We start from the raw sequence: 21,552 nt of genomic DNA on the forward strand, positions 1-21,552 counted from the left end.
CGTGCCGTAATGACTGATACGTACAACGCCGGAGATAACGATGACAAATGTACGCACCTACAATGAAGACAACTTTCATGATATCGCATGGGGTGAGGGACTGGCCGTAATCAGGTTCTTTGCACCGTGGTGTCCACCCTGTCGTGAGAGTGAAGCGGAATATTTGCAATTCGCAAGAAAACTGGGGCCACATGTCAAAGTTGGTGTGGTGAATGTTGATAAATCACCTGTTTTATCAACTCGGTATGAGGTTTTTGGGCTTCCTTCTGTTCTGGTGTTCAGAAATGGTCAGCTGATGAAACGTCTTACAGGACAGAAAACTGCAGAGCAATACGCAGCTATTTTTTCATCAATTACCGAACACGAAGCAGACGTACACTGACGATACCATCCGTTGGGTTTTGACGATGTTTTAGATGTCAGAACCCAACATCGGTCAGTAAAAAAATAAAACGTAAACTTGACAAAGAAAATACTCTCGCCCAGACTACCTACCAGTTGATAGGCAACTACAGAAACTTACCTCACCGGAGGCATTATGCAAGATACACAGTTTACGAATCATAAAGTCCTGATCATTGGTGGCACCAGTGGGATCGGTCTTGAAACAGCAAAGATGGTTTTAGAGCAGGGCGGAAAGGCTGTCATTGTAGGTAGCCGTGCTGAAAAAGCAGAAGCCGCACGCCAGGAACTCGTGGCTATTTCGGGTGAGGAGAATGCATTCGCTCTGACTGCTGACTTATCCAGTATGGAAAGTGTTGCAAAGCTCATCGCTGCCCTGAAAAAGGATCACAGCGATATTGATATGCTGGTCAATTCCGCCGGCATTTACTATCCAAAAAGTTTCCTTGAGCATTCAGTCGTGGATTACAACAACTTCCTCGATCTGAACCGGGCATTCTTCTTTATTACACAGCATGTTGCTGCATCACTTGTAGATCAGAAGAAAGCTGGATCTATTGTGAATGTTACTGCAGTCGCTGCACGCCAGGCAGTAGAAACCATCACCGCTTCAGCTTACTCCATGGCCAAAACGGGTCTGGATACTCTGACACGCCACGCCGCAGCAGAGCTGGCTGAGCACGGTATCCGTGTCAATGCAGTAAGCCCTGGTATTGTTGAAACCCGAATTTTCGAACGTTTTATTCCGGGTGAACAACTGGATGGTGCGCTGGCCAGTTTCAATAACTTCCATCCGCTGGGGCGGAACGGTACACCGCGTGATGTTGCGGAAACTATTGTTTTCCTGCTTTCAGATAAAGCTTCGTGGGTAACCGGGGCAGTCTGGGATGTGGATGGCGGTGTAATGGCAGCCCGGAAACTCGGCAATTAATTTTTTACAAATCTGAGGAAATCATCATGTCTGCAGAATGGGGCAATCGTCTCTCCGCGCTGATCAAAAGCGTCGGTAATCTGGCCAAAACAAATAAACCTGTTGCTAACGCGTTTCATGGTCTTGAAACCGCTACGCGCGAAAACAGTGTTCTGGATGCCAAAACTCACGAACTGATTGCCATTGCTGTGGCAGTGACTACTCGTTGTGACGGTTGTATTTCCGCACACGTGGCCGCTGCCAAAAAAGCTGGTGCAACGAAAGATGAAATCGGTGCTGCAGTAGGGACTGCGATTGCGCTTAACGCCGGTGCTGCTTTTGTCTATTCAGCACGCGTAATGGACGCCTACGACGAGCTGTAATTCCGGCTCGGTTAGTTACCGACAGACTCAAATCCGGGCGCCTTCTGTAATCCGGCTGCCCGGTAAATCTCAATGAACAGGAATATCAAGATGACAGAGAAAATGAACGGTATTGATGTTGCTGCATTCCAGCAATTCGCCGAAAAAGTGACCCAAAACCCGGAAAAAGCAAAAGCCAGGTTTAACGTAGAGACCCGCTGGGCAGGACAGACCCGTTCAGTTTCTACCATGAAGTCATATGAACTCTTTGGTGACAGCATCGAGCGTACCTTCCATGTCGCCGCTGATGAACCATCAGAAATACTTGGAAGCGATACTGCACCTAACCCACAGGAACTGCTCATGGCTGCGCTGAATGCCTGTCTGACCGTAGCGTATGTGGCGGTAGCTGCCAGCAAGGGCATTAAGGTTAATTCCCTGAAAATCGAAACGTCAGGCGAACTGGATCTGCGTGGTTTCCTTGGGCTTGATGAAAATGTTAACCCCGGATACGATTCAGTCCAGTACACCGCGTTTATTGATGCTGACGCTCAGCCGGCAGAAATTGAAGAAATTCATCAGGCCGTACTGAAGACGTCACCAAACTATGCGAATTTCTCGCGTTCCATTAAGATGGAGCCGAAACTCGTCATTGCACAATAACCTAAGTTGCATGATGGCAGACGCCCTGATTTGAAACAGGAGCAAGCGTCTGCCCTTGCTTCGTCATTTTTCAAACAGGTCGATTTTATGTCTATGGATACCCGACAATCATTAATCAATTCTGCAGAGTTTATGCTGCGTTCCAGAGGTTATGCTGCCTTCAGTTACGCTGATCTGGAAAAAATGGTCGGTATCAGAAAGGCCAGTATTCACCATTATTTCCCAAAAAAAGAAGATCTTGGTGTGGAAATTGTTGAAACCTACATCAATCGTTCGGCTGTGGATTTCGAAAAAATCGATCATGACTTTCCAAATGCTTTTGGTCGGCTCTGTGCTTTCGCTGCATTGTTTCGGGCTGCAATGGCTGATGGTATGTTACCGCTATGCGGGGCACTGGCAGCTGAAATGGCAGCCCTGCCGGAGACCATGCAAAGCCTTACGCGGAAATACTTTACCCTGCAACTGCAGTGGCTTGAGAAAACCATAGAGGAAGGTACTGCGGCTGGTGAATTAGCGGCAACAGGCACACCCCGGCAGAAAGCGTTTCAGATTTTAAGTCTCCTTGAAGGCAGCAGCTTTGTCCGCTGGGCAATGAATGACGGCACAGATCTGGAGCCGGCTGCTATTGGTGCTATTGTTTTCCATTAATCTGAAAGCCTGCGGCCCGATTTACAATACCATTATCATGGTAAAATCGGGCGCCAAAAGAGCCTTCACTCCCTTCGGTAGTAACCTGCATATTATTTTATCCCTTGACCGCTTACCCTGAATGCCTGGTTAGTTCAGGTCGCCACTATTTGACGTAATGACTTTTATATAGGCCAAAGCTTTTCTTGCCCGAACATTCAAGCGTCATCAACCGACGTCATCCTGATCAATATGTATAAATCCGCAACCCTTGGACAACTTATATGTTTGCGTGTCTGGTACTGAAAGACTGGGTTAAATGAAGAAGAGTTACGTTAAGGTAACGAACGCCTGCTTTGTGTCAAGAGTGGACGTTACGCACGAACTTTAATGGTTAATGGATGAGGTAGTATCCAAACTTAGAGTATTGTTCCACTCATCCAGAGTCAGAGTGAAAAGCATGCTTGCGGGTTCATTTTTCACATTATGAATATCACGCGCATACCGGAGACCTGCTGTAGTCAGGAGCTTTGGGATGCCAGATGGTTTGGTCTTACTACCGCAGAAATTTCAGCCAGTTTTAAAATACTAATTCCATAGGTGATCGCATATTTAGCTAACTCTGTTGCCAGACCTTTTCCTCATCACTTTATAGAGAAACGATACCCCAAGTTAATTATCTGCGTATCGGTCATAACTGATAACGCTAAGTCCTCCAAAACCGATAATTCTTTCTGGATTTTCCTTCAGTGCAATAGCCCATTTTCCGAAACTATAATTTCCCCAATGGCTAAGCCATCGGGTCAAATCATTACGTGTATGAAAATAAAATTTAGGTTATTTATCCCCCCTCAGTTAATTATCAAAGTAGGATTTAAGTTCATTTAGCGTGTGAGGATGTTTTCCTATACTATGTTGAAAGCGGTATTATTTATTACTGTCAGAGTGCCGGAATCGTCATTCATACAACCTTTACTATGACGTAGTCAATCAGGGAGACGCTGATAGCTATATCACACTATACAGCGCCCATATTTATTGACGTACACATAATTTTTTTACTGTAAGTATCGAGAGTGCATCAAAACTGGATATGAGAATAAAATCCTCACAGCCTACTTTTACAGGCGGTGTGTTTTATATCCGGTTTAATTACGGTTTTAAGCGTTTTATGTTCCCTTAGTGCAAGGTAGGCAAGAATTTCAGTGAGAATGTCCTGATCTTCAATGTCATTAATATTTACATTTACATTGTTTCTTATGAACCATTTAATGATCTCCTTGTTTTTTACGCTGACCAGCGGGGTGTCATACCATGAGCAAAGGGTGATATTGCTGAGATCAATAACTTTCTGAGCTTCAGTAATAAAATTTTTAATATCTTTGTTGGCGTATCTAACAACGCAACGGTCATTAATTTTGTAATCGATATTCTGGCTTTGCAAAAATTTAATTAGCTCAATGCAGCCATAAGTAAGGCGATTGAAAATTAATGGTCTTGCTTTAATAAGGTTAATGTAAGGTGTAAGCACGCTGAGACACTGGTCAAGTTGATAGTTGCTGAACAACATGGTCTGTATGTATTCAAAGACGGTTTCTCCATTATTATTAACACGGTTTATATCGCAGCCATTGTTGATTAAAATGTCTGTAATTGGTTTTTTATAAGGGTGAAAAATTAAGCTGTTCCCATTTCGATCCTGTATGTCAGGATCAAGGCCCGCAGCGAAATAAACATCCAGTAAGTCAGCATCTATGCCGGAAATGTTAATGGAATTATGACCATATATATCCCTTTGGTTAACATTGATACCTTTCTTAATCAGCAGACGCTTAACGTCAGCCTCACAGACGTAGAAAAGCGCATTTCTTCCATAGCTGTCAGTGTGGTTAATATCAATACCACTGTCGATGAGTTCTCTGGCTGAGCTTTCGTTGGTCGCAAAGAAAAGCGCATTTTTATCTTCAAGTTCAGGGTGGTTTATGCTGATACCATTTTTTACCAGTAACTGAACTGATTCAGCGTCACTGGTGTAGAAAAGCGCATTCCTGCCCAGCGTGTCCGTATGATTGATATCAATCCCGTTCTCAGTCAACACACACAGGGTTTCTGGACAAGTTGCATAGAAAAGCGCATTCCTGTTAAACATGTCAGTATGATTAATATTTATTCCGGCATTAATCATTGCTTCCATAAGCTCAGGGTATCTGCAACCGAACAGCGCATTCTGGTTCGATGAATTTAGCGTGTTTATGTCAATTCCTGTCTTTAATAATTTTATGAGTTCTGCTGGTGATTTTATTTTAAAAAGTTTCAGGTTATTATCGATTAAAGATTGTTGGTTCATATTTTATCTCCATGGTTATAATGTAAAACAACAATAATCAATGGATTTTTGTTTTTCAAATTTATTTTTAATTGTTTTTAATGCGAGTGTATAATGCCATTTAAATTAATATAAGGATTAGCTGTCTGGTATAAATAAAAATAGAATAATACCTGCAAGGTAGTATCTCAATTAATCACGAGTTAGTATCCGAAATAATCATGATTTTGCATGTATTCTCTGATAGTGGTTTGATATGCGAAATAATGTCGGGAAGCTTTGGTGGTGAATCCACATCGCCAACAAAATAGCGCGCACAGTAGAAACGTATCAGTAGAATGAACAGCATTATAGGTAGTTCTTTTCTTTTCTGACCGAAGGGAAGAAAAGCAAGGGCAATCCGGAGAAGCAAGCGCAGCGGCTTCGCAGGGTTAGCCCTTGCTTCATTTCGCTATAATAATAAAAAATCGCAGTGCCTGATATTTTATATAAAGATATACAGCTTAACTTGCATTTGTTTTAAAGCTTCTCTTGCAGCACAGAAGATGCTATAAATTTCCGCTTCGGTTGAATAGATGACACAGTATGGTGCTTATAATTAAAAAATTATTTACTCAAGCAATTATTTTTATAATAAATATTATTTATTTCACAAAAACGCTTGACATTCTTTCTTGAAGTGATTAATGGTAATGTTGTATAAATTTAAAACAAGAGGTTAAATAATGACTGAATATAATACGGCCTTCAATGAAGTTGACTTGCTTATGAATGAAATGCTTGAAAAATTAAATATATCATTAAATGAAACGAATTTATATCCAACTGATGATATGTTTCGGATAATTGTGCAAGAGATCGATGTTGAAAATTTAAAAATACTATCTTTTATTTATAACGAAGGATCTCAAGAGGTTATAGACAATATGACTCCCGTAATAAAAGAATTCATGTACTGGTGGGGAGATAATTTAGATTGTGGTACTATTAATATCCAATCTCTAATTGCAAAAAAAGAAGAAAAAATAATTTCTTCAATCATATTAGAAAATTCAGATAAAGCTAAAAACATAAAAAGAATTTGATGGTTAATTGCAATCCTGACAATCATGCTCTCATGACCATTTTTTAGAGGGGGGAGGGGCCGTTGCATTCACTTCATAGGAATACCTACTCATAGAGGCTGTCTGGCACGAGCGAAGCTCTTTGATCTGTTTCTTGACTGCGAAGATCTCTGTTTTAGTTAACTCACTATTGCTACTTTTTGCATCAAGATGGCTTATAAGGCGGTTCAGCTTTTGGGATATGTTAGACTATGATTTCCAAGCTTCAACATTGATAGCAGGAACGACAGGAGGAAGCCTATCAAAGAGGTTAATCGAAGCCATTCGCCTTGCTTTTGTTTCCACGATTAGTATTAAGAAGCTCAGTGTAGGTCAATCTTCGTGCTTAGATTTTGATTTTTTCAACAGAACGGTGAAAAAAGCAAGGGACAAGAGAAGCGGAGCTTCTCTTAGTCATACCTTGCTAACATTCCTATATATCATTTAGAATCTTAGGCCATATTTTATTTCTCTTTCTTTAAATGCATCCTGGCCTCCTTCCAGAATTTCACATACATGTTGCCTTATACCCATACTCTTGAGAAGACAAGTATCCTGTATTTTTTCAAAAGTATTTTCAAGTGCATTACTGATATATTCAAACTGATACTCTTCATTCTCACCATCTTTAATTTGACCAGTTTGGTTTGCAACAATAACACATTCTGAATCAGCGGAAACAACAAGGTTTGCGTTATGAGTAACCAATATTATTTGTCTCGTTTTTTTGCGTTGCTTAATAAACCTGTTCAACTGTTCATAAATAGTTCTGTTATCTAAGTTATCTTCTGGTTGATCTATGAGTATTGGATGCGATGCATTGCTCAGGTGCAACAATAAATTCAAAAGAACTAACCCTCTTTTACCCGGAGACATTTTTATTATTTCATCATTATTATAGATAATTTCATAATCAATGAAGAAATAGTCATCGTAGAGTGTGTAAAGGATATCCTTTTTAGTAATCCCTTTTTTCACTTTGGGACAGGTTTCTTTTTTTGTATTTGCTAAAATGGTATTTATTTTTTCTATATGGTTTACTACATCAAAAGCAAAAATCTCTTTAGGATCATATGCATCACCCATTAAAGGTTGTAGATTGCCTCTCATGTCATAATTATCTATGAATTTATCAAATCCATCTTTATTGAAACTCAGTTTAGGGATTATTTTCATATCATCAGAAATACTATATTGCTCTGATGATAACTCAATAATATAGTCTTGATATAAAGACATTAATTCTGCATAGTTTGTTTGTAAATTAGAAAGGTTGTCTTTTGCATCTACTAATAATTTATCTATTACTTGTTGCAGTCCATTTATTTTGCTTAGTTTTTCTCTTTCGATACTTATTTTTTTGGTAAATAAGTCGAGGCTTTCTTTTTCCTTAACTTTTAATAATAAAGGAGTGATCTCTAACTCTGATTTTTCTTTTATTTGTGTGATTTTATCGATGAGTTTTGGTATTTTATTCGTTTTCAACTCAAAATGCTTTTGAGTTTCTAAGCGAATACTGTCCATACCTTTTTCAATAATAGAATAGTATTTTCTGGAAAAAATAGCAGTATCCGCAACACTTAATGAGGATGCTAAATCAGATTTTAAAGCATTAGTGTAATCTAGAAACCTTTCGTGTAGGCCAGTTATTAGCTTTGTGGAGTTTAAATGATAGTTATCAACTACTCTTAGTCTATTCTCAGAGTTTTTTAGAATGGTGTTGAGTTTATTGTATTTTATTATTTCTTGCTGATTGAATCCTGATTTTTCTCTTAGTTTTTTACATTGTTCTTCTAATGAACTGATCTCCTTTTCAATAGAGGATTTATCACCAATCTTATTTCTTTCATCACATAATGTTGTGTAATTATCTGAAAATGTCTGATGAAGTTCAATTTTTTCTTTTATCTCTTTATTTTTTAATTTAATTTCAGAGTTTTTTACTTCACTGAATTCATAAAAATCTCTATTCTGCTTCAGAATTGACTCGATAAGTTTTTTGAGCTGATTTTTTCCTTCAACTTCCGCAAGTTTATTAATATACAATTGAGGTATGTAAGTTATAGGTTTTGTATCCTCTAAGTCAGAGAGCAAACTAATACTTCCATCATCCCACTCTACCTCAAAGTCAACACCTTGTGTATCATAGTTATCGGTGTCAGCTAAGTTTATGTTTTCTAAAACAGCACTTTTATTTATAGCCGCTGCAATGAAGTAAAGTAAAAGTGATTTTCCAGAAGACTTTCCACCTATTATTGTATTCAAATCTTTATTTAAATATATCCAATTTTTGGGGAATTTTTTATCTTCACATATAAATCTTGCTCTTAATATCGTTTGATATCCAGCTTTTGTCTGAGGGTGAGATTCTTGGATTTTAACTCTCGACTCAGGCTCATATATTATTTGTTTTAGCCCATCAAAACTGAGATTAGATTTTATCCAGGTGTGTCTGTTATCGTCAGGTTTAAACATTTTATCTGAGGAGTGTGCATCTGAACCCCAAACGCAAGGTTTTATGTTTCCAAACTCTTTCAGATAATCTCTTATCGTCTCGTGTTTTTCACCTTTGCAAAAATCAATAGTGCCACTATTTGAAGTGAAGAGCATGTGTGATTGCATTATGAGATGCTTCCGAACGGCATGGCCTTGACTCTTCCAACTGACTTTACTTAGATCTTCATCTGCTGGTAAAGCTAATATATATTTTCCTTTGAATTTTCCGTTCGTGTTTAATATGTCTTTGAGTTCATCAAGATTGAAGCATGAATTTATCATCCCTACAAATAAAGGATTTTGTCCAGCAAAATTATGTTGATGTTGGCATAGTTTTTCGCCAAATTCGATTATATTCTCTTTTGTGAAGTTTCTTCTGTCTGTTCTGGCACCTGGTTCTGAATAATAATCAAATTTCAGACAGTTTATAATTTCTTTTTCTATGGTTTCTGGAGAAACAGAATCACATAATAAGAGGTGGTAATTTACTTTTCTATTCCACTTTAAATCTGATTCCTTTCCGATAACTAATTTATCAATTCTGAACTCGATGTTTGGTAATACCTTTATTTCTTTAACTAACTCATAATTTTCAGCACCTAATAATTGCTCCATTCTTTCAGGGTTAGATAAGTAGTCATTTTTTATCTTTTTATATCCATCTATGAAAAAATAATCAGTAATCCCTATTACTTTTACATTTTCTTCGATAGCTTTAGTGAATAAATCAATAATATATTTATCCCAGTCGTCTCTATATTCGTTTCTCAAAACTGATGCAGGAGTATGGACATGAAGATCCCATTTATTCCATTCTGAGCCTCTACTGATCATTTCTTTCTCCATCTGAATTAAATTTATTTTTTATTTAATAGGATGATGACCTATACTTATTCAGAATATAACTTAAATCTGTGTGAACAAGAAGTATCGTTCCATTATTTTTTGATGACTTGGTATACTCCCCTAAGCTATCTATTATTGCTTTTTTCTAAGATATGTAGCCCATATGTACACCAAATTTGGTTAAATATTGAATTATTCAATCATATCAATAGTTAAGATGTTGAAGGAAAGTACTGCTGCATCATTGGCGTATGCGCGTCGAAATTGTCGATTGTGCTCATGGAGTTATGATATCCATTTCTTTGAAAATATTACGCTTTGAGCGGCTCAATGGCCGATTGTTCCTTCTATTGTCGCATGAAAAAAAGGTGCGGCGCAGAAAAAAGTCACGACTTTACGAGGCATCTTCCGCCATTAATTCAATGATGATTTTTCCATGCTCGACGCCCACCCTAACCTGCGAGTTGGTGGTAAATCCCGCTTGCTCAAGCCAGTCGCCTTTCAGGCTCAGCGCTGCGTGTACGCTGTAGCGTTTTGGAATTTTCGTTTTACGGTCTTCATGACGTTTTCTGAAGTAACCCACTTTCAAGTGACGATAGGGTTTGGCGATCGCTATCTCTTGCATAAGCGCTCCGGTGAATGCGGTCAAAGGTGGTTATTTATGCCTGTATAAAATACCAGTAAAACGCGGCGGGGGGCGGGGTAATTCTGGAAGGACGCTTCAGAAAACGGAATGCAATGACTGAAAATGTGCAGATAAAAGGGTATTATAAATGCACTTTATTGTTGAGGACGGCGTTATGTCCGGTAAACGTATTTCACGAGAAAAAAAGACGATCGCCAGAATGATCGCCCTGTATGAAAACAGGTGTCCGCACGCCATAAAAGAAGAGGGGCACTATTCAGCGCTCAAGGCTTATGCCGATAAGCGGCTGGATAAATGCGTGTTTGGTGAGGAAAAACCCGCCTGCAAACAGTGCCCGGTGCACTGTTATCAGCCCGCCCGACGGGAAGAGATGAAGCAGGTCATGCGCTGGGCAGGGCCACGTATGTTATGGCGTCATCCAATTCTGACCATCCGTCATCTGATCGACGATCGCCGTCCGGTTCCGGAATTACCCGAAAAGTATCGGCCCAAAAAATAATCAACTCAGCGCCGCAGTGGACGACAAATCACGCTCAGGGCGACGGCGCTGCACAGCGGAAATACCGCCAGCAGCAGCCAGGGGTAAATGGCTTGCGTTGAGGGCACCAGCGCCTTGTCCAGCAGGCCGCCTGACGCTAAATTCCCCGCCAGCACCGCGACGCCACCGGCGGTTGAGAGCGCGCCATAGTGCGCCCCAAGCGTCGACTCCTCGGCAAAATGTGGGATCAAATCTTTTGCCGACGGCACCAGCAGCATCTGTCCAAGCGTTAAAAGGGTGACAAAGCTTGCAGAGGGCAGCAGGCGCAGCCAGCCTTCCGGCGGCTCCGTCGCGGCAAAAAGCGCCACGCTGGCAAACGCGGCGGAGAGCAGCAAAAAGCCCACCGGTAAGATCCGGACCGCGCCAACCTTTCGGGCGAAGCGGGCGAGGGGCAATTGCAGAACAATGATCAGCACCGATGCCAGCATAAACAGCGGTCCCAGATCTTTTTCGTTCCCCCCGGCGCGCTGGATCTCCACCGGCAGCGCCAGATAGAGCTGGTTATAGCTTAACAGCCATGAACTGTAGGCAATGATAAAGGCGACGAAACGCGGCTGACGGAACGTCGTCCACCAGGGCAGAATTTTCAGCGGCTTCGTGCTGTGATGTGCCGCAGGCAGGCTGAAAAAGAGCACCACCAGCGCAACGATAAATATCCCTGCGCCTGCGAGCGCAACCTGACGAAAGCCCAGCCCCGTCAGCAGGGCCCCCATTACCGGGCCAAGAACGGCGCCAAGTTCACCGCACACCGCAAACAGCGCAAACCACTCCGCGCGGCTTCGTTTACCCTTCGCCTCGCTTTGCGTTCCCGCTTTGGCCAGCAGGGCTTCTATCGACGGTGAGAACAGCGCGCCGCCGACGCCCGTCAGACAGGCCCCCAGAATGACGGGCCACAGGGATTGTCCAAAGGCCAGCAGCAAATAACCCGCCACACGAACAATGCAGCCGCTGAGGATCACGCTCTTCGCGCCAAACCGGTCTGAAAGCGCGCCGCCGACAATAAACATCCCCTGCTGGGAGAAGGTGCGCAGCCCCAGCACCAGCCCAATCAGCCCGCCGGAGAGCAGCATATCGTCACGTAAGAAGATCGCCAGGAAGGGGACGACCGCGTAAAAGCCGATATTAAACACAAACTGGCTGCCCAGCAGAACGGGCGGCCAGAGGGTGTTTGCAGTGCGAAGAGGCATCGTTTTAACTCACCCCTACACGATAAGATGGATGTGTTTTTTGCCGTGGTACGGCGAGATCTCGATTCTGGTTTTCACCCTGAAGACGTCCCAGAGCAGCTCCTCGGATAAGATTTCCTGCGGCGTTCCGGTCGCCACAATCTGCCCTTGCTGCATCACAATCAGCGAATCGCAGAACATGGATGCGTGGTTAAGATCGTGAATGGCGACGATGCTGGTTACCGGCAGCTCACTGATAAGCTGCATGAGCTGCATCTGATGATGAATGTCCAGATGGTTGGTCGGTTCATCCAGCAGGATCTCGGTGGGCGTTTGCGCCAGCGCGCGGGCGATATGTACCCGCTGACGCTCGCCGCCGGATAAGCTCAGCCAGCCCTGTTCGCTGCGATCCAGCATATCCACGCGTTGCAGGGCGGCGGTGACGGTTTCGTCATCCTGCGCGCTCCAGTTTGAGAAGGGAGAATGGTGCGGAATTCGCCCCAGTTTGACGACGTCACGCACGCGCATATTGGCGTCGGTCATTCCGTGCTGTTCAACAAACGCCACGCGCCGCGCCAGCTGCTTTTTGGCAATGCGGGCAATGTCCTGTCCGTCCAGCGTCACGCACCCGGCATCCGGGCGGCGCAGACCTGCCAGTATGCGCAACAGTGAGGATTTACCGCAGCCGTTAGGGCCAAGCAGGCCCACCGTTTCGCCCCGGGAAACCTTCAGCGAAACATGATTCACAATGATCTTTTTACCTACCTTCCAGGTGATTTTCTCGGCGCAGATGCTCATTACTTATTCCTTGAGCGGTAGATAATCACGGCGAAGAACGGTACGCCCACCAGTGCGGTAACGACGCCAACCGGCAGGCTTTGCGGAGCAATCAGCATCCGCGAGGCGATGTCGGCCAGCACCATCAGGATCGCCCCCGCCAGCGCGCTGGCTATCAGCAGCGTGCGGTGCAGCGGCCCGAACAGGAAACGCATAACGTGCGGCACGACCAGCCCGACAAAACCAATAGAGCCCGCCATGCTGACGATGGTCGCGGTGATCAGGGCGGTGGTGGTAAACAAGGCCAGGCGCACCCAGGGCACGGCAATGCCCAACGAGGCGGCGGCATCATCACCGAACGTAAAGGCGTCCAGCGCACGGGAATAATAAAGACAGACGGCCAGCCCCGCCAGTACCACTACCAGCGCCAGCTGGAATTCCGGCCAGCGTACGCCGCTAAAGCTGCCCAGCAGCCAGAACATCACGTCGCGCGCCTGTTGCGCGCTGGCAGAGGTGCTGATGGTATAGGCGGTAATGGCGTTAAACAGCTGAGAGGCCGCTACGCCCGCCAGGATCGTGCGTTCATTGCCGCCGCGCGCGCCGTTGGTCAGGAAGGCGACGAAGGCAAAGGCGGCGAAGGCTCCGGCAAACGCGCCCGCAGAAAGCGACACTGCGCCGGTGCCGAGACCCAATACGACGACTGACACCGCCCCGGTTGACGCTCCCGCCGACACGCCGAGCACGTAAGGTTCCGCCAGCGCATTCTTCAAAAGGCTCTGCAATACGGCCCCGCAGATGGCCAACCCGGCTCCGCAGCAGGCCGCCACCAGCGCGCGGCTGAGGCGAAAGTCCCAGATGACGCTCTCGTAGATGCGGTTGAGCGGAACGTCAGTCAGCCCCAGCTTATTGCTGATGGCGTAGAACACGTTATTGAGCGGGATAGACAACTCACCGATGCTGACGCCAAGGGCGATCACCAGAAACAACAGCACGAAGGCGAGCAGGCATGACGTGGTCAGGAGCACCCCCTGCCGCATCTGAAGTACGGCGGTGGTCATCAGTTCAGTCCCAGTTTTCTGAGCTGTTCGCCGACCTGCTCAGCACCGTAAAGCGTGCGAATCGTCGGGTTCATGGCCTGGCCGTCCATCACCACAATATGACCCTTCTTCACCGCCTCCATCTGGCTGACGGCTGGATCGCTTTTCAGGAATTTGATTTTTTCTTCGGCGTTGTCCAGCGCCCAGCGGTTACGATCCAGGCTGGAGACCACAATCACGTCCGGATTAGCGGCAATAATACTTTCCCAGCCCACGGTCGGCCATTCGGTCTCAGAGGTAATGGCGTTATGGCCGCCCAGCACGTTAGCAATAAAGCCAGAGGCGCTGTTTTTGCCGCCGACATAGGCATCAGCCGAAGGTGAGGAGCTTGAGAACCAGAAAACAAAGGAGAGGTCTTTGTTGTTTTTGCCAAACTCCTGGCGCAGGTCGGCTTCACGTTTTTTGAAGTCGGCGATAACGGCCTGACCGCGCGCTTCCACGTTGAAAATCTTGGCGAAATCCTCAATCTCTTGATAAAGGTAGGTCATGTCCCACAGCGTCTGGCGGCTGCCGTACATGTCCCCTGCGGCTTTTTTAGTGGCGCACATGCCCGGGGACAAGTAGCTGTTTACCCCAACGGTGGCCAGATCTTCACGCTTTGCGACCTTACTTTCAGGCCCGAGCAGCAGCGGCAGCTGTGCAGGAACAAAATCAGGGTTTTGCGCAAGAATGGATTCAAGTGTCGGAATTTCGACGGTCAGGGTTTTGATTTTTGCATTCTGCTCAGCCAGCTGCGGCAATACTTTGGTCGGCCAGAACGCGCTGGCTTTCACCTTATCTTCCAGACCCAGCAGAAGCAGGATCTCGACGGTATTCTGCCCCAGGGCCACAACGCGTTCCGGCGCTTTGGTGAAGGTTTCTTTATACCCGCAGTTTTCTATCGTGAGCGGGTACGTGGTAGCCAGAGCTGTACTCATTGATGCAACCGCCAGGCCTAACGCGCAGAGAACCTTTTTCATTAAACGCTACCTTCATTAAAATTATTTTGATGCAAATGAAACGCATTATTAAGGCGGAATTTTATACAGAGGAAAATATATTGTGTCAATGTGAGACAATTACGCAGAGTGATGAAAGGCGGCGCCATATACGGCGCCGGAATGACGGGTTAATTCAGGCTCTCTTTATCGATTCCCAGACGCTTCATGCGCGAGAGCAGGGTGGTACGCTTCAGCCCCAGCCGTTGCGCCGCGCCTTTCGGCCCGGCTACCACGCCGTTGGTCTCCTTCAGCACTCGCATAATGAGCTGATATTCATCCTCTCCATCCTTCGCAACCTCGGTTGCGGCCACGGTCGTTTCCGCAAGAGAAACCTCCGGCAGGGACAGCTGAAGCACGTTCCCGCGCGTCAGCAGCACCGCGCGCTCGATGACGTTTTCCAGCTCGCGCACGTTCCCCGGCCACTCCATCGCCGAGAGTGTGCGTAGCGTTTCGGCAGGAATACTGTCGATATTTCGCCCCATCCGGCGGGCAATCTTCGCGGTAAAGGCTTTCACCAGCAGCGGAATATCTTCCGGGCGCTCGCGCAGCGGCGGCAGGCAGATCGGGAACACGTTCAGGCGATAGTAAAGATCGCTGCGAAACTCGCGGTCGGCGACCATTTTTTTCAGATCGCGGTTGGTGGCGGCAATCAGACGCACGTCGGTCTGGATCAGCTTGTTGCTGCCGAGGCGCTCAAACTCCTGCTCCTGCAGCACGCGCAGCAGCTTGGGCTGGAGCTCCAGCGGCATATCGCCCACTTCGTCGAGGAACAAAGAGCTTTTATCCGCCAGCTCAAAACGGCCCAGCCGCTGGCTGCTGGCGCCGGTAAAGGCGCCGCGCTCGTGGCCGAACAGGTCGCTTTCCAGTAAGCCAGCAGGCATCGCCGCGCAGTTCATCTTCACCATCCGGCGGCTGTTGCGGTTGCTCAGGTTGTGGATCGCCCGGGCAATCAGCTCTTTCCCGGTACCGGTTTCACCGAGGATCAGCACCGTGCTGTCGCTTTGCGCCACCATCTCCACCTGCTTGAGCACGCTGTACATGGCATCGCTGCGCCCGATGATTTCGCCAAACTCGCTGTCCACGTTGTTGAGCTGCTCGGTCAGCGCCAGGTTTTCGTCCACCAGCCGCTCCTTCAGGCGGTGGTTCTCCTGATAGGCGAGGGCGTTATCCAGCGCGATGGAGATGCGCTCGGCGATCTGGCGCAGCAGCTTCAGGTTGGCGGTGGTAAATACGGCTTCATCGCACTGCGCCAGTTTGAGCACGCCGAGCATGGTGTTGCCGGACATCAGCGGCAGCAGGCACAGGGTCTGGATCTTGTTGCCCCAGGTGTTGAAGAGCATCCGCTCGTAGGGGGCTACCGGATCCTGTTCATTGAGATTGAGCAGCAGGATCTCTTTGCTTTTAAATACCCGCTCGGACAGCGTTCCCGCTTCGTCCACTTCGCTCTGCTCGTGCGCCGGGTTAGCTTCATCAAGGTAGTGGGTGGAGTAGATGTTCAGCTTGCCTTTCCGGTTGCCGCGTAGCGCAATGCTGATGGCATCGATTTTAAAATAGTGATGGATCTCTTTTGATACTTCGCTGACCAGCTCATCCATGTCCAGGCGGGAGAGCACGGCGTTGGTGATGGCAACCAGAATGCGGAAGTTATCGCGCTCGCGGCTCAGCAGGTCGTAGTCCACGTTATTGGTGACGCGGCTTTGGATCTGCTCCGCGACAACGGCCACAATCTGGGTAAAGGTGTGCAGGCGTTCGTACTCCGCCTCGCTCCAGGGCTGGTCGGTATCGCGGATAAACTCGCAGCCGCCAAAAATTTGCCCTTCCACCGCCAGCGGCAGCATGCTGTAGTGGCCGAAAGGGTGGTAAAGGTTGCTCTCTGCCAGCTTCGGCCAGGCCTGGCGAAACTGGTCAAAATTGCAGTGCAGCGCTTCCGGGCGGGAGAGAATACGCCGCACCGGGCCGTGGGCAAGAAACGTTTCATCTTCATATTCGAAGATTTTGCCGTTATCACGCGTTGAGAAATAGCTCGCGCGGTGGGTTGCGCTATGCCAGAGCACAATGGCGGCGCTGTCCGCCAGCGCAGATTGCCTGACCAGCCGCGTCAGGGCATCGCTCAGTGCGCCGAGGTCGGGCTGTTGTAAAAGTGTGCGCGTGATGTCAAACAGGCCCTGCTGTCCAAGATCGCTCATCGGTGTATACGGCATTGTTGCTTTCCAATAGAAACTGGCAAAAAGAGACGTTCGGCGCTGACCGCTATTGATGCGGTCTAGCAAATACGGGGTAACGGTTCAGCGTGCGGCAGATCCAGCGTGCGTTTCACGCCGTAAAGCCCGGTCAGGCGCACCCCTTTGCGCTCAACCACGTCGCCGATGATGGCCGCGTCTTTCCCTAATGGATGCGCGCGCAGCTGTGCAAGTACGGCTTCCGCCGCCGTGCGTTCCACGCCGATCACCAGCTTGCCTTCGTTGGCAAAGTTAAGCGGGTCTAGCCCTAATAGCTCGCATAGCCCGCGCACGGCGCCTTTGACAGGCAGGCCGCGCTCGGTCAGCTCAATTCCGCAGCCGCTGCTTGCGGCAAATTCGTGCACCACGGCATTCACGCCGCCTCGCGTGGCGTCGCGCAGGGCTTTTACGCCCGGCATGTCGCGCAGCGTCTGGATCAGCGGCGTGAGTACCGCGCAGTCACTGCGCAGTTCCCCGTCCAGCCCCAGGCCTTCGCGCAGGTTCAGGATGGTTGCCCCGTGGCAGCCCAGCGTGCCGCTGACAATCAGCACGTCGCCTGCGCAAAGCTGTTGAGCGCCCCAGTGAATATCGGCGGGGATCGCCCCCATCCCGGCGGTGTTGATAAAAAGCTTATCCGCCGCGCCGCGCTGCACCACCTTGGTATCCCCGGTGACGATGGCGATCCCCGCCTCGCGGGCGGTGTGCGCCATGCTGTTGACCACCGCCGTGAGCGTTTCCATCGGTAACCCTTCTTCGAGGATAAACCCGCAGGAGAGGTAGCGGGGGATCGCCCCGCTGACGGCGACGTCGTTTGCCGTGCCGCAGACGGCGAGCTTGCCGATATCGCCGCCCGGGAAGAACAGCGGGTCAATCACATAGCTGTCGGTAGAGAACGCCAGCCTGTCACCGTGTGCGGTGAGGGTTGAGAGCGCAATGCGCGACTGATCTTCCTGCTCGGCGAGCCAGGGATTGTTAAAGGCGTCCATAAACAGCCGGTTAATCAGCTGCTGCATCGCCTGTCCACCGCTTCCGTGCGCCATTTCCACCGTGTTCATGCTTCACACTCCTGGTTGCGATAGTGATACCACGCGGCGCATGCCCCTTCTGAAGAGACCATCAGCGCGCCAAACGCGGTTTGCGGGTTACAGGTGTTGCCAAATAACGGGCAGTGATAAGGTTTGCATTTTCCGGTGAGTACGTCGCCACAGCGGGCGCGGGGATCGTCGCACACCTGCTGCGGCTGCGGTCGGAAATGCGCTTCGGCGTCGAAGGCGCGATACGCGGGCGTCAGGTGCACGCCGGATTCGGCAATCAGCCCCAGTCCGCGCCATTCGCTGTCGCCTTCGACGCTAAACACGTCGGCTATGGCCTGCTGTGCCCGTCTGTTACCTGCATCGGGCACCACGCGGCGATACTGATTTTCCACCGCACTCAGGGCCGCTATTTTCTGCTCAACCAGCATGGTCACGCCTTGCAGTAGATCAAGTGGCTCGAAACCAGCCACCACTAACGGACGATTGTACTGTTCAGCGATAAAACCGTAGGCTTCTGTGCCGATCACCATGCTGACGTGGCCCGGCGCCAGAAACGCGTCGATACCGTTATCTGGCGCTTCCAGCAGGCTGCGCAGCGTGGGAATAAGCGTGATGTGCTGGCAGAAAAAGTAAAAGTTTGTGACGTTGCGGGCTTTCGCCTGCTGGAGGGTAATGGCGGTGGCGGGCATGGTGGTTTCAAAACCCAGCCCGAAAAAGACGAACTTACGCTCTGGATTAGCCATCGCCAGCGTCAGGGCATCCATCGGTGAGTAGACGATCCGCACGTCCGCGCCGCGCGCCTTCGCCTGGAGCAGCGAGCCATTTTTTCCCGGTACACGCATGGCGTCGCCAAAGGTGCAAAAAATCACACCGGGGCGGCTGGCGATGTCGAGACAGCTGTCGATGCGCCCCATCGGCAGCACGCACACCGGGCAGCCGGGGCCGTGGATAAATTCGATGTTCTCCGGCAGCAGCTGGTCGAGGCCAAATTTAAAGATGGCGTGGGTGTGTCCGCCGCACACCTCCATGATCCGCAGCGGTTTTTCTTTCGTGTAGTCCAGCAGCGACGCGCGGGACTTCAGGCGATCGATAAGCTGCAACACCTGCTCAGGCGCACGATATTCATCAACGTAACGCATGTGTTATCGTTCCTCCCCATACAGCAGGGCGCCCACGTCCGGCTCGACGTCAAACATATTCTGTAGCGCGTCCAGCGTGTCGCGGGCTTCTTCCTCATTAATCACGCTCATGGCAAAACCTACGTGGACCAGCACCCACTGGCCGAGACGCGATGCGCCGGTCTCATCGTGGCTGCCTACCAGCGTCAGGTCGACATCGCGCAGGATGCCGCAGACCTCCACTTTGGCCTGATTGCCGTCGATGGAATGAATTTGTCCGGGGACGCCTATGCACATCGTTCGTTCTCCAGCCAGTTCAGCCAGGCGTCCATCCCGTCGCCGCGCGTGGCGGAAACCAGCAGGATCTCAATGTCCGGGTTCACTTCGCGGGCGTAAGCCAGGCACTTATCTACGTCGAAATTCAGGTACGGCAGCAGGTCGACTTTGTTCAGCAGCATGAGGGAGGCGGCGGCAAACATATGCGGATATTTCAGCGGCTTGTCTTCCCCTTCGGTCACGGAGAGTACCGTCACTTTATGCCGCTCGCCGAGGTCGAAGCTTGCCGGGCAGACCAGGTTGCCAACGTTTTCAATGAACAGGATGCCGTTGTTCGCCAGCGGCAGGCGCGGGGCGGCGTCGGCAATCATCTGCGCGTCCAGATGGCACCCTTTCCCGGTGTTGACCTGAATCGCAGGCGTACCGGTTTCGCGGATGCGCGCGGCGTCGTTAACGGTTTGCTGATCGCCTTCAATAACGGCGCAGGAGACACGTTTATTCAGCCGTTTGAGGGTTTCGGTCAGCAGGGTGGTTTTACCGGAGCCGGGGCTGGAGACCAGGTTCAGCACCAGCTGTTCGCGCGCGGCAAAGCGGGCGCGATTGCGGACGGCGAGCTGGTTGTTTTTATCCAGCACGTTAATCTCCACCTCCAGCATCTGGCGCTGGCTGATGCCCGGCGCGTGGGTGCCCGCTTCGCCGCGGCCGTAATGCAGGTCACCCGCGTCGGAACGCTGCGGCGCGAAGGTGATGCCGGTCAGTGCCGCCGCGGGACGCGGGGCAGGGGAAAAGGGCGCGGAGCGAAACGCGGAGTGGGGGCGGTGTTCATCCCCTTCGATATACAGGTTGCCTTCAGCGCAACCGCAGGTACTACACATACTTTACTCCTTCTCGATTTCGAGGCGTTGGATCTGCATACCGTCATCCGCCACGATGCGCAGCCCGCTGCTCTGGCACTGCGGACAGCGCTGTACCTTCGATGACAGCAGCGTGACGTACTCCTGACACTGTTCGCACCAGCACTCCGCCTGCTGCTCCTCGATATGCAGTGCGCAACCTTCCGCCAGCGTGCCGCGGCACACCAGCTCAAAACAGAAGGTGAGGGCGCTGGTCTCGACGCAGGAAAACGCCCCGACCTTCAGCCAGACGCCGGTCACGCGCTTCGCATGGTTCTGCACAGCCTGCTGTTCGATAAGTTCCAGTGCCCGCTGGCAGAGGGTGATTTCGTGCATGACGCCTCCTTAATGAATTGCCCCTTCAATGCAATAACAGTGCCAGCTTGATTTGCGTTACGGCGTGACGATGTCAACGCTGTCGAAATGACACGTCGACACCGCGGCGGTGACAGTACGTCTCTTGTTAAAAGATATTTAAATCAACAGATTAAAAACTGGCACGAAAACTGCTTAACAGCCGCTAACTCCATTAACCGGATACCTTTTATGACTATTTGGGAAATTAGCGAAAAAGCGGATTACATCGCGCAACGTCATCAGCAGCTTCAGGATCAGTGGCACCTCTACTGCAACTCTCTGATTCAGGGGATCACCCTGTCAAAAGCCCGTCTGCACCATGCCATGAGCTGCGCGGCGCAGGGGGACATGCGCTTTGTGTTGTTTGGTCACTTCACGATTTTTGTCACCCTGGCGGAGAGCTTCAACAGCCACACCATTGAGTATTACGTTGAGACAAAAGAGGGTGAAAAACAGTGTATTGCGAAAGCTCAACTGATGGCCGACGGCATGGTGGACGGTCACGTCAGCAACCGCGATCGCCAGCAGGTGCTGGAGCACTATCTGGAGAAAATAGCGCCGGTTTATAACGGCCTCTACGCCGCCGTTGAGCACGATCAGCCGATCAACCTGAAACAGCTGATCGACGGAAAATCCTCCGCGAACGTGGCCTGAAAAGCGAGTGTCGAGAAGTGTCGATAAGACAGTTTTTTTTCGTCAAAAATGACCATCACCAG

21 protein-coding genes and 1 pseudogene are annotated in these 21,552 nt (G+C 48.9%); 8 read left to right on the top strand and 14 right to left on the bottom strand.

The window, feature by feature from the left end; all coding sequences use genetic code 11:
* Positions 1-40 precede the first annotated feature (40 nt).
* From CU081_RS09065 to CU081_RS09085, 5 genes are all read left to right on the top strand, one after another.
* Positions 41-382 (top strand): thioredoxin family protein, encoded by a 342-nt coding sequence (locus CU081_RS09065; RefSeq protein WP_003863472.1) that lies wholly within the window; start codon positions 41-43, stop codon positions 380-382.
* Between the two features lie 156 nt (positions 383-538).
* Positions 539-1,333 carry an SDR family NAD(P)-dependent oxidoreductase gene (locus CU081_RS09070; protein ID WP_032445063.1) on the top strand — a complete coding sequence of 265 codons (795 nt, stop codon included), beginning with the start codon at positions 539-541 and terminating at the stop codon, positions 1,331-1,333.
* A gap of 26 nt (positions 1,334-1,359) precedes the next feature.
* A complete protein-coding gene (locus CU081_RS09075; RefSeq protein WP_003863470.1) occupies positions 1,360-1,695 on the top strand; it encodes a carboxymuconolactone decarboxylase family protein in 336 nt (111 codons plus the stop codon).
* Between the two features lie 90 nt (positions 1,696-1,785).
* Positions 1,786-2,337 (top strand): OsmC family protein, encoded by a 552-nt coding sequence (locus CU081_RS09080; protein WP_003863469.1) that lies wholly within the window; start codon positions 1,786-1,788, stop codon positions 2,335-2,337.
* Positions 2,338-2,424: 87 nt separating this feature from the next.
* Positions 2,425-2,985, top strand: a complete 561-nt coding sequence (locus tag CU081_RS09085; RefSeq protein ID WP_032721143.1) for a TetR/AcrR family transcriptional regulator — start codon at positions 2,425-2,427, stop codon at positions 2,983-2,985.
* 1,087 nt (positions 2,986-4,072) lie between these two features.
* On the opposite strand, the gene CU081_RS09095 is transcribed toward CU081_RS09085, so the two are convergent.
* Entirely contained in the window at positions 4,073-5,311 is a 1,239-nt protein-coding gene (locus CU081_RS09095) for an ankyrin repeat domain-containing protein (RefSeq protein ID WP_032720406.1), read from the bottom strand.
* 704 nt (positions 5,312-6,015) lie between these two features.
* Here CU081_RS09095 and CU081_RS09100 point away from each other — a divergent pair.
* Positions 6,016-6,375, top strand: coding sequence for a hypothetical protein (locus CU081_RS09100; RefSeq protein WP_058647343.1), 360 nt, complete (start codon positions 6,016-6,018; stop codon positions 6,373-6,375).
* A gap of 30 nt (positions 6,376-6,405) precedes the next feature.
* On the opposite strand, the pseudogene CU081_RS26475 reads toward CU081_RS09100, so the two are convergent.
* The 3 genes and pseudogenes from CU081_RS26475 to CU081_RS09115 all read right to left on the bottom strand — a co-directional run.
* A pseudogene (locus CU081_RS26475) lies at positions 6,406-6,718 on the bottom strand (hypothetical protein); the annotation flags it as partial.
* Positions 6,719-6,837: 119 nt separating this feature from the next.
* Positions 6,838-9,723: a TrlF family AAA-like ATPase gene (locus CU081_RS09110; RefSeq protein ID WP_032720408.1), complete on the bottom strand. Its 2,886-nt coding sequence runs from the start codon at positions 9,721-9,723 to the stop codon at positions 6,838-6,840.
* Between the two features lie 406 nt (positions 9,724-10,129).
* Complete coding sequence (locus CU081_RS09115; protein WP_003862120.1) at positions 10,130-10,360, bottom strand: SymE family type I addiction module toxin; 231 nt, start codon at positions 10,358-10,360, stop codon at positions 10,130-10,132.
* Between the two features lie 175 nt (positions 10,361-10,535).
* Between CU081_RS09115 and CU081_RS09120 the strand changes: the two genes are divergently transcribed.
* A complete protein-coding gene (locus CU081_RS09120) occupies positions 10,536-10,880 on the top strand; it encodes a nitrous oxide-stimulated promoter family protein (RefSeq protein WP_022649174.1) in 345 nt (114 codons plus the stop codon).
* A gap of 5 nt (positions 10,881-10,885) precedes the next feature.
* On the opposite strand, the gene CU081_RS09125 is transcribed toward CU081_RS09120, so the two are convergent.
* From CU081_RS09125 to hypA, 10 genes are all read right to left on the bottom strand, one after another.
* Positions 10,886-12,106 (bottom strand): MDR family MFS transporter, encoded by a 1,221-nt coding sequence (locus CU081_RS09125; RefSeq protein ID WP_022651752.1) that lies wholly within the window; start codon positions 12,104-12,106, stop codon positions 10,886-10,888.
* A gap of 15 nt (positions 12,107-12,121) precedes the next feature.
* Positions 12,122-12,883: an ABC transporter ATP-binding protein gene (locus tag CU081_RS09130; RefSeq protein ID WP_039269079.1), complete on the bottom strand. Its 762-nt coding sequence runs from the start codon at positions 12,881-12,883 to the stop codon at positions 12,122-12,124.
* Positions 12,883-13,920: a FecCD family ABC transporter permease gene (locus CU081_RS09135; RefSeq protein ID WP_022651750.1), complete on the bottom strand. Its 1,038-nt coding sequence runs from the start codon at positions 13,918-13,920 to the stop codon at positions 12,883-12,885. The genes CU081_RS09130 and CU081_RS09135 overlap by 1 nt, the downstream gene beginning before the upstream one ends.
* Positions 13,920-14,918, bottom strand: coding sequence for an ABC transporter substrate-binding protein (locus CU081_RS09140; protein WP_022651749.1), 999 nt, complete (start codon positions 14,916-14,918; stop codon positions 13,920-13,922). Before CU081_RS09140 ends, CU081_RS09135 begins: the two co-directional genes overlap by 1 nt.
* A gap of 149 nt (positions 14,919-15,067) precedes the next feature.
* The gene (gene flhA, locus CU081_RS09145; RefSeq protein WP_058647342.1) at positions 15,068-17,140 is read right to left on the bottom strand and encodes a formate hydrogenlyase transcriptional activator FlhA; all 2,073 of its coding nucleotides are present in this window, start codon (positions 17,138-17,140) and stop codon (positions 15,068-15,070) included.
* 62 nt (positions 17,141-17,202) lie between these two features.
* On the bottom strand, positions 17,203-18,213 hold the full coding sequence (hypE, locus tag CU081_RS09150; RefSeq protein ID WP_100185461.1) for a hydrogenase expression/formation protein HypE: 1,011 nt from the start codon (positions 18,211-18,213) through the stop codon (positions 17,203-17,205).
* Entirely contained in the window at positions 18,210-19,331 is a 1,122-nt protein-coding gene (hypD, locus tag CU081_RS09155; RefSeq protein ID WP_022651747.1) for a hydrogenase formation protein HypD, read from the bottom strand. The genes hypE and hypD overlap by 4 nt, the downstream gene beginning before the upstream one ends.
* A 3-nt stretch (positions 19,332-19,334) precedes the next feature.
* On the bottom strand, positions 19,335-19,607 hold the full coding sequence (locus CU081_RS09160) for a HypC/HybG/HupF family hydrogenase formation chaperone (protein WP_003862132.1): 273 nt from the start codon (positions 19,605-19,607) through the stop codon (positions 19,335-19,337).
* Positions 19,598-20,461 carry a hydrogenase nickel incorporation protein HypB gene (gene hypB / locus CU081_RS09165; RefSeq protein WP_022651746.1) on the bottom strand — a complete coding sequence of 288 codons (864 nt, stop codon included), beginning with the start codon at positions 20,459-20,461 and terminating at the stop codon, positions 19,598-19,600. The genes CU081_RS09160 and hypB overlap by 10 nt, the downstream gene beginning before the upstream one ends.
* A 3-nt stretch (positions 20,462-20,464) precedes the next feature.
* Positions 20,465-20,815, bottom strand: coding sequence for a hydrogenase maturation nickel metallochaperone HypA (hypA, locus tag CU081_RS09170; protein WP_022651745.1), 351 nt, complete (start codon positions 20,813-20,815; stop codon positions 20,465-20,467).
* Positions 20,816-21,025: 210 nt separating this feature from the next.
* Here hypA and hycA point away from each other — a divergent pair, with 210 nt between their 5' ends.
* On the top strand, positions 21,026-21,490 hold the full coding sequence (gene hycA / locus CU081_RS09180; protein WP_022651744.1) for a formate hydrogenlyase regulator HycA: 465 nt from the start codon (positions 21,026-21,028) through the stop codon (positions 21,488-21,490).
* The last annotated feature ends 62 nt before the right edge of the window (positions 21,491-21,552 follow it).

The organism is Enterobacter sp. CRENT-193, from assembly GCF_002787395.1.
GTDB classification, from domain to species: Bacteria; Pseudomonadota; Gammaproteobacteria; order Enterobacterales; family Enterobacteriaceae; genus Enterobacter; species Enterobacter hormaechei_C.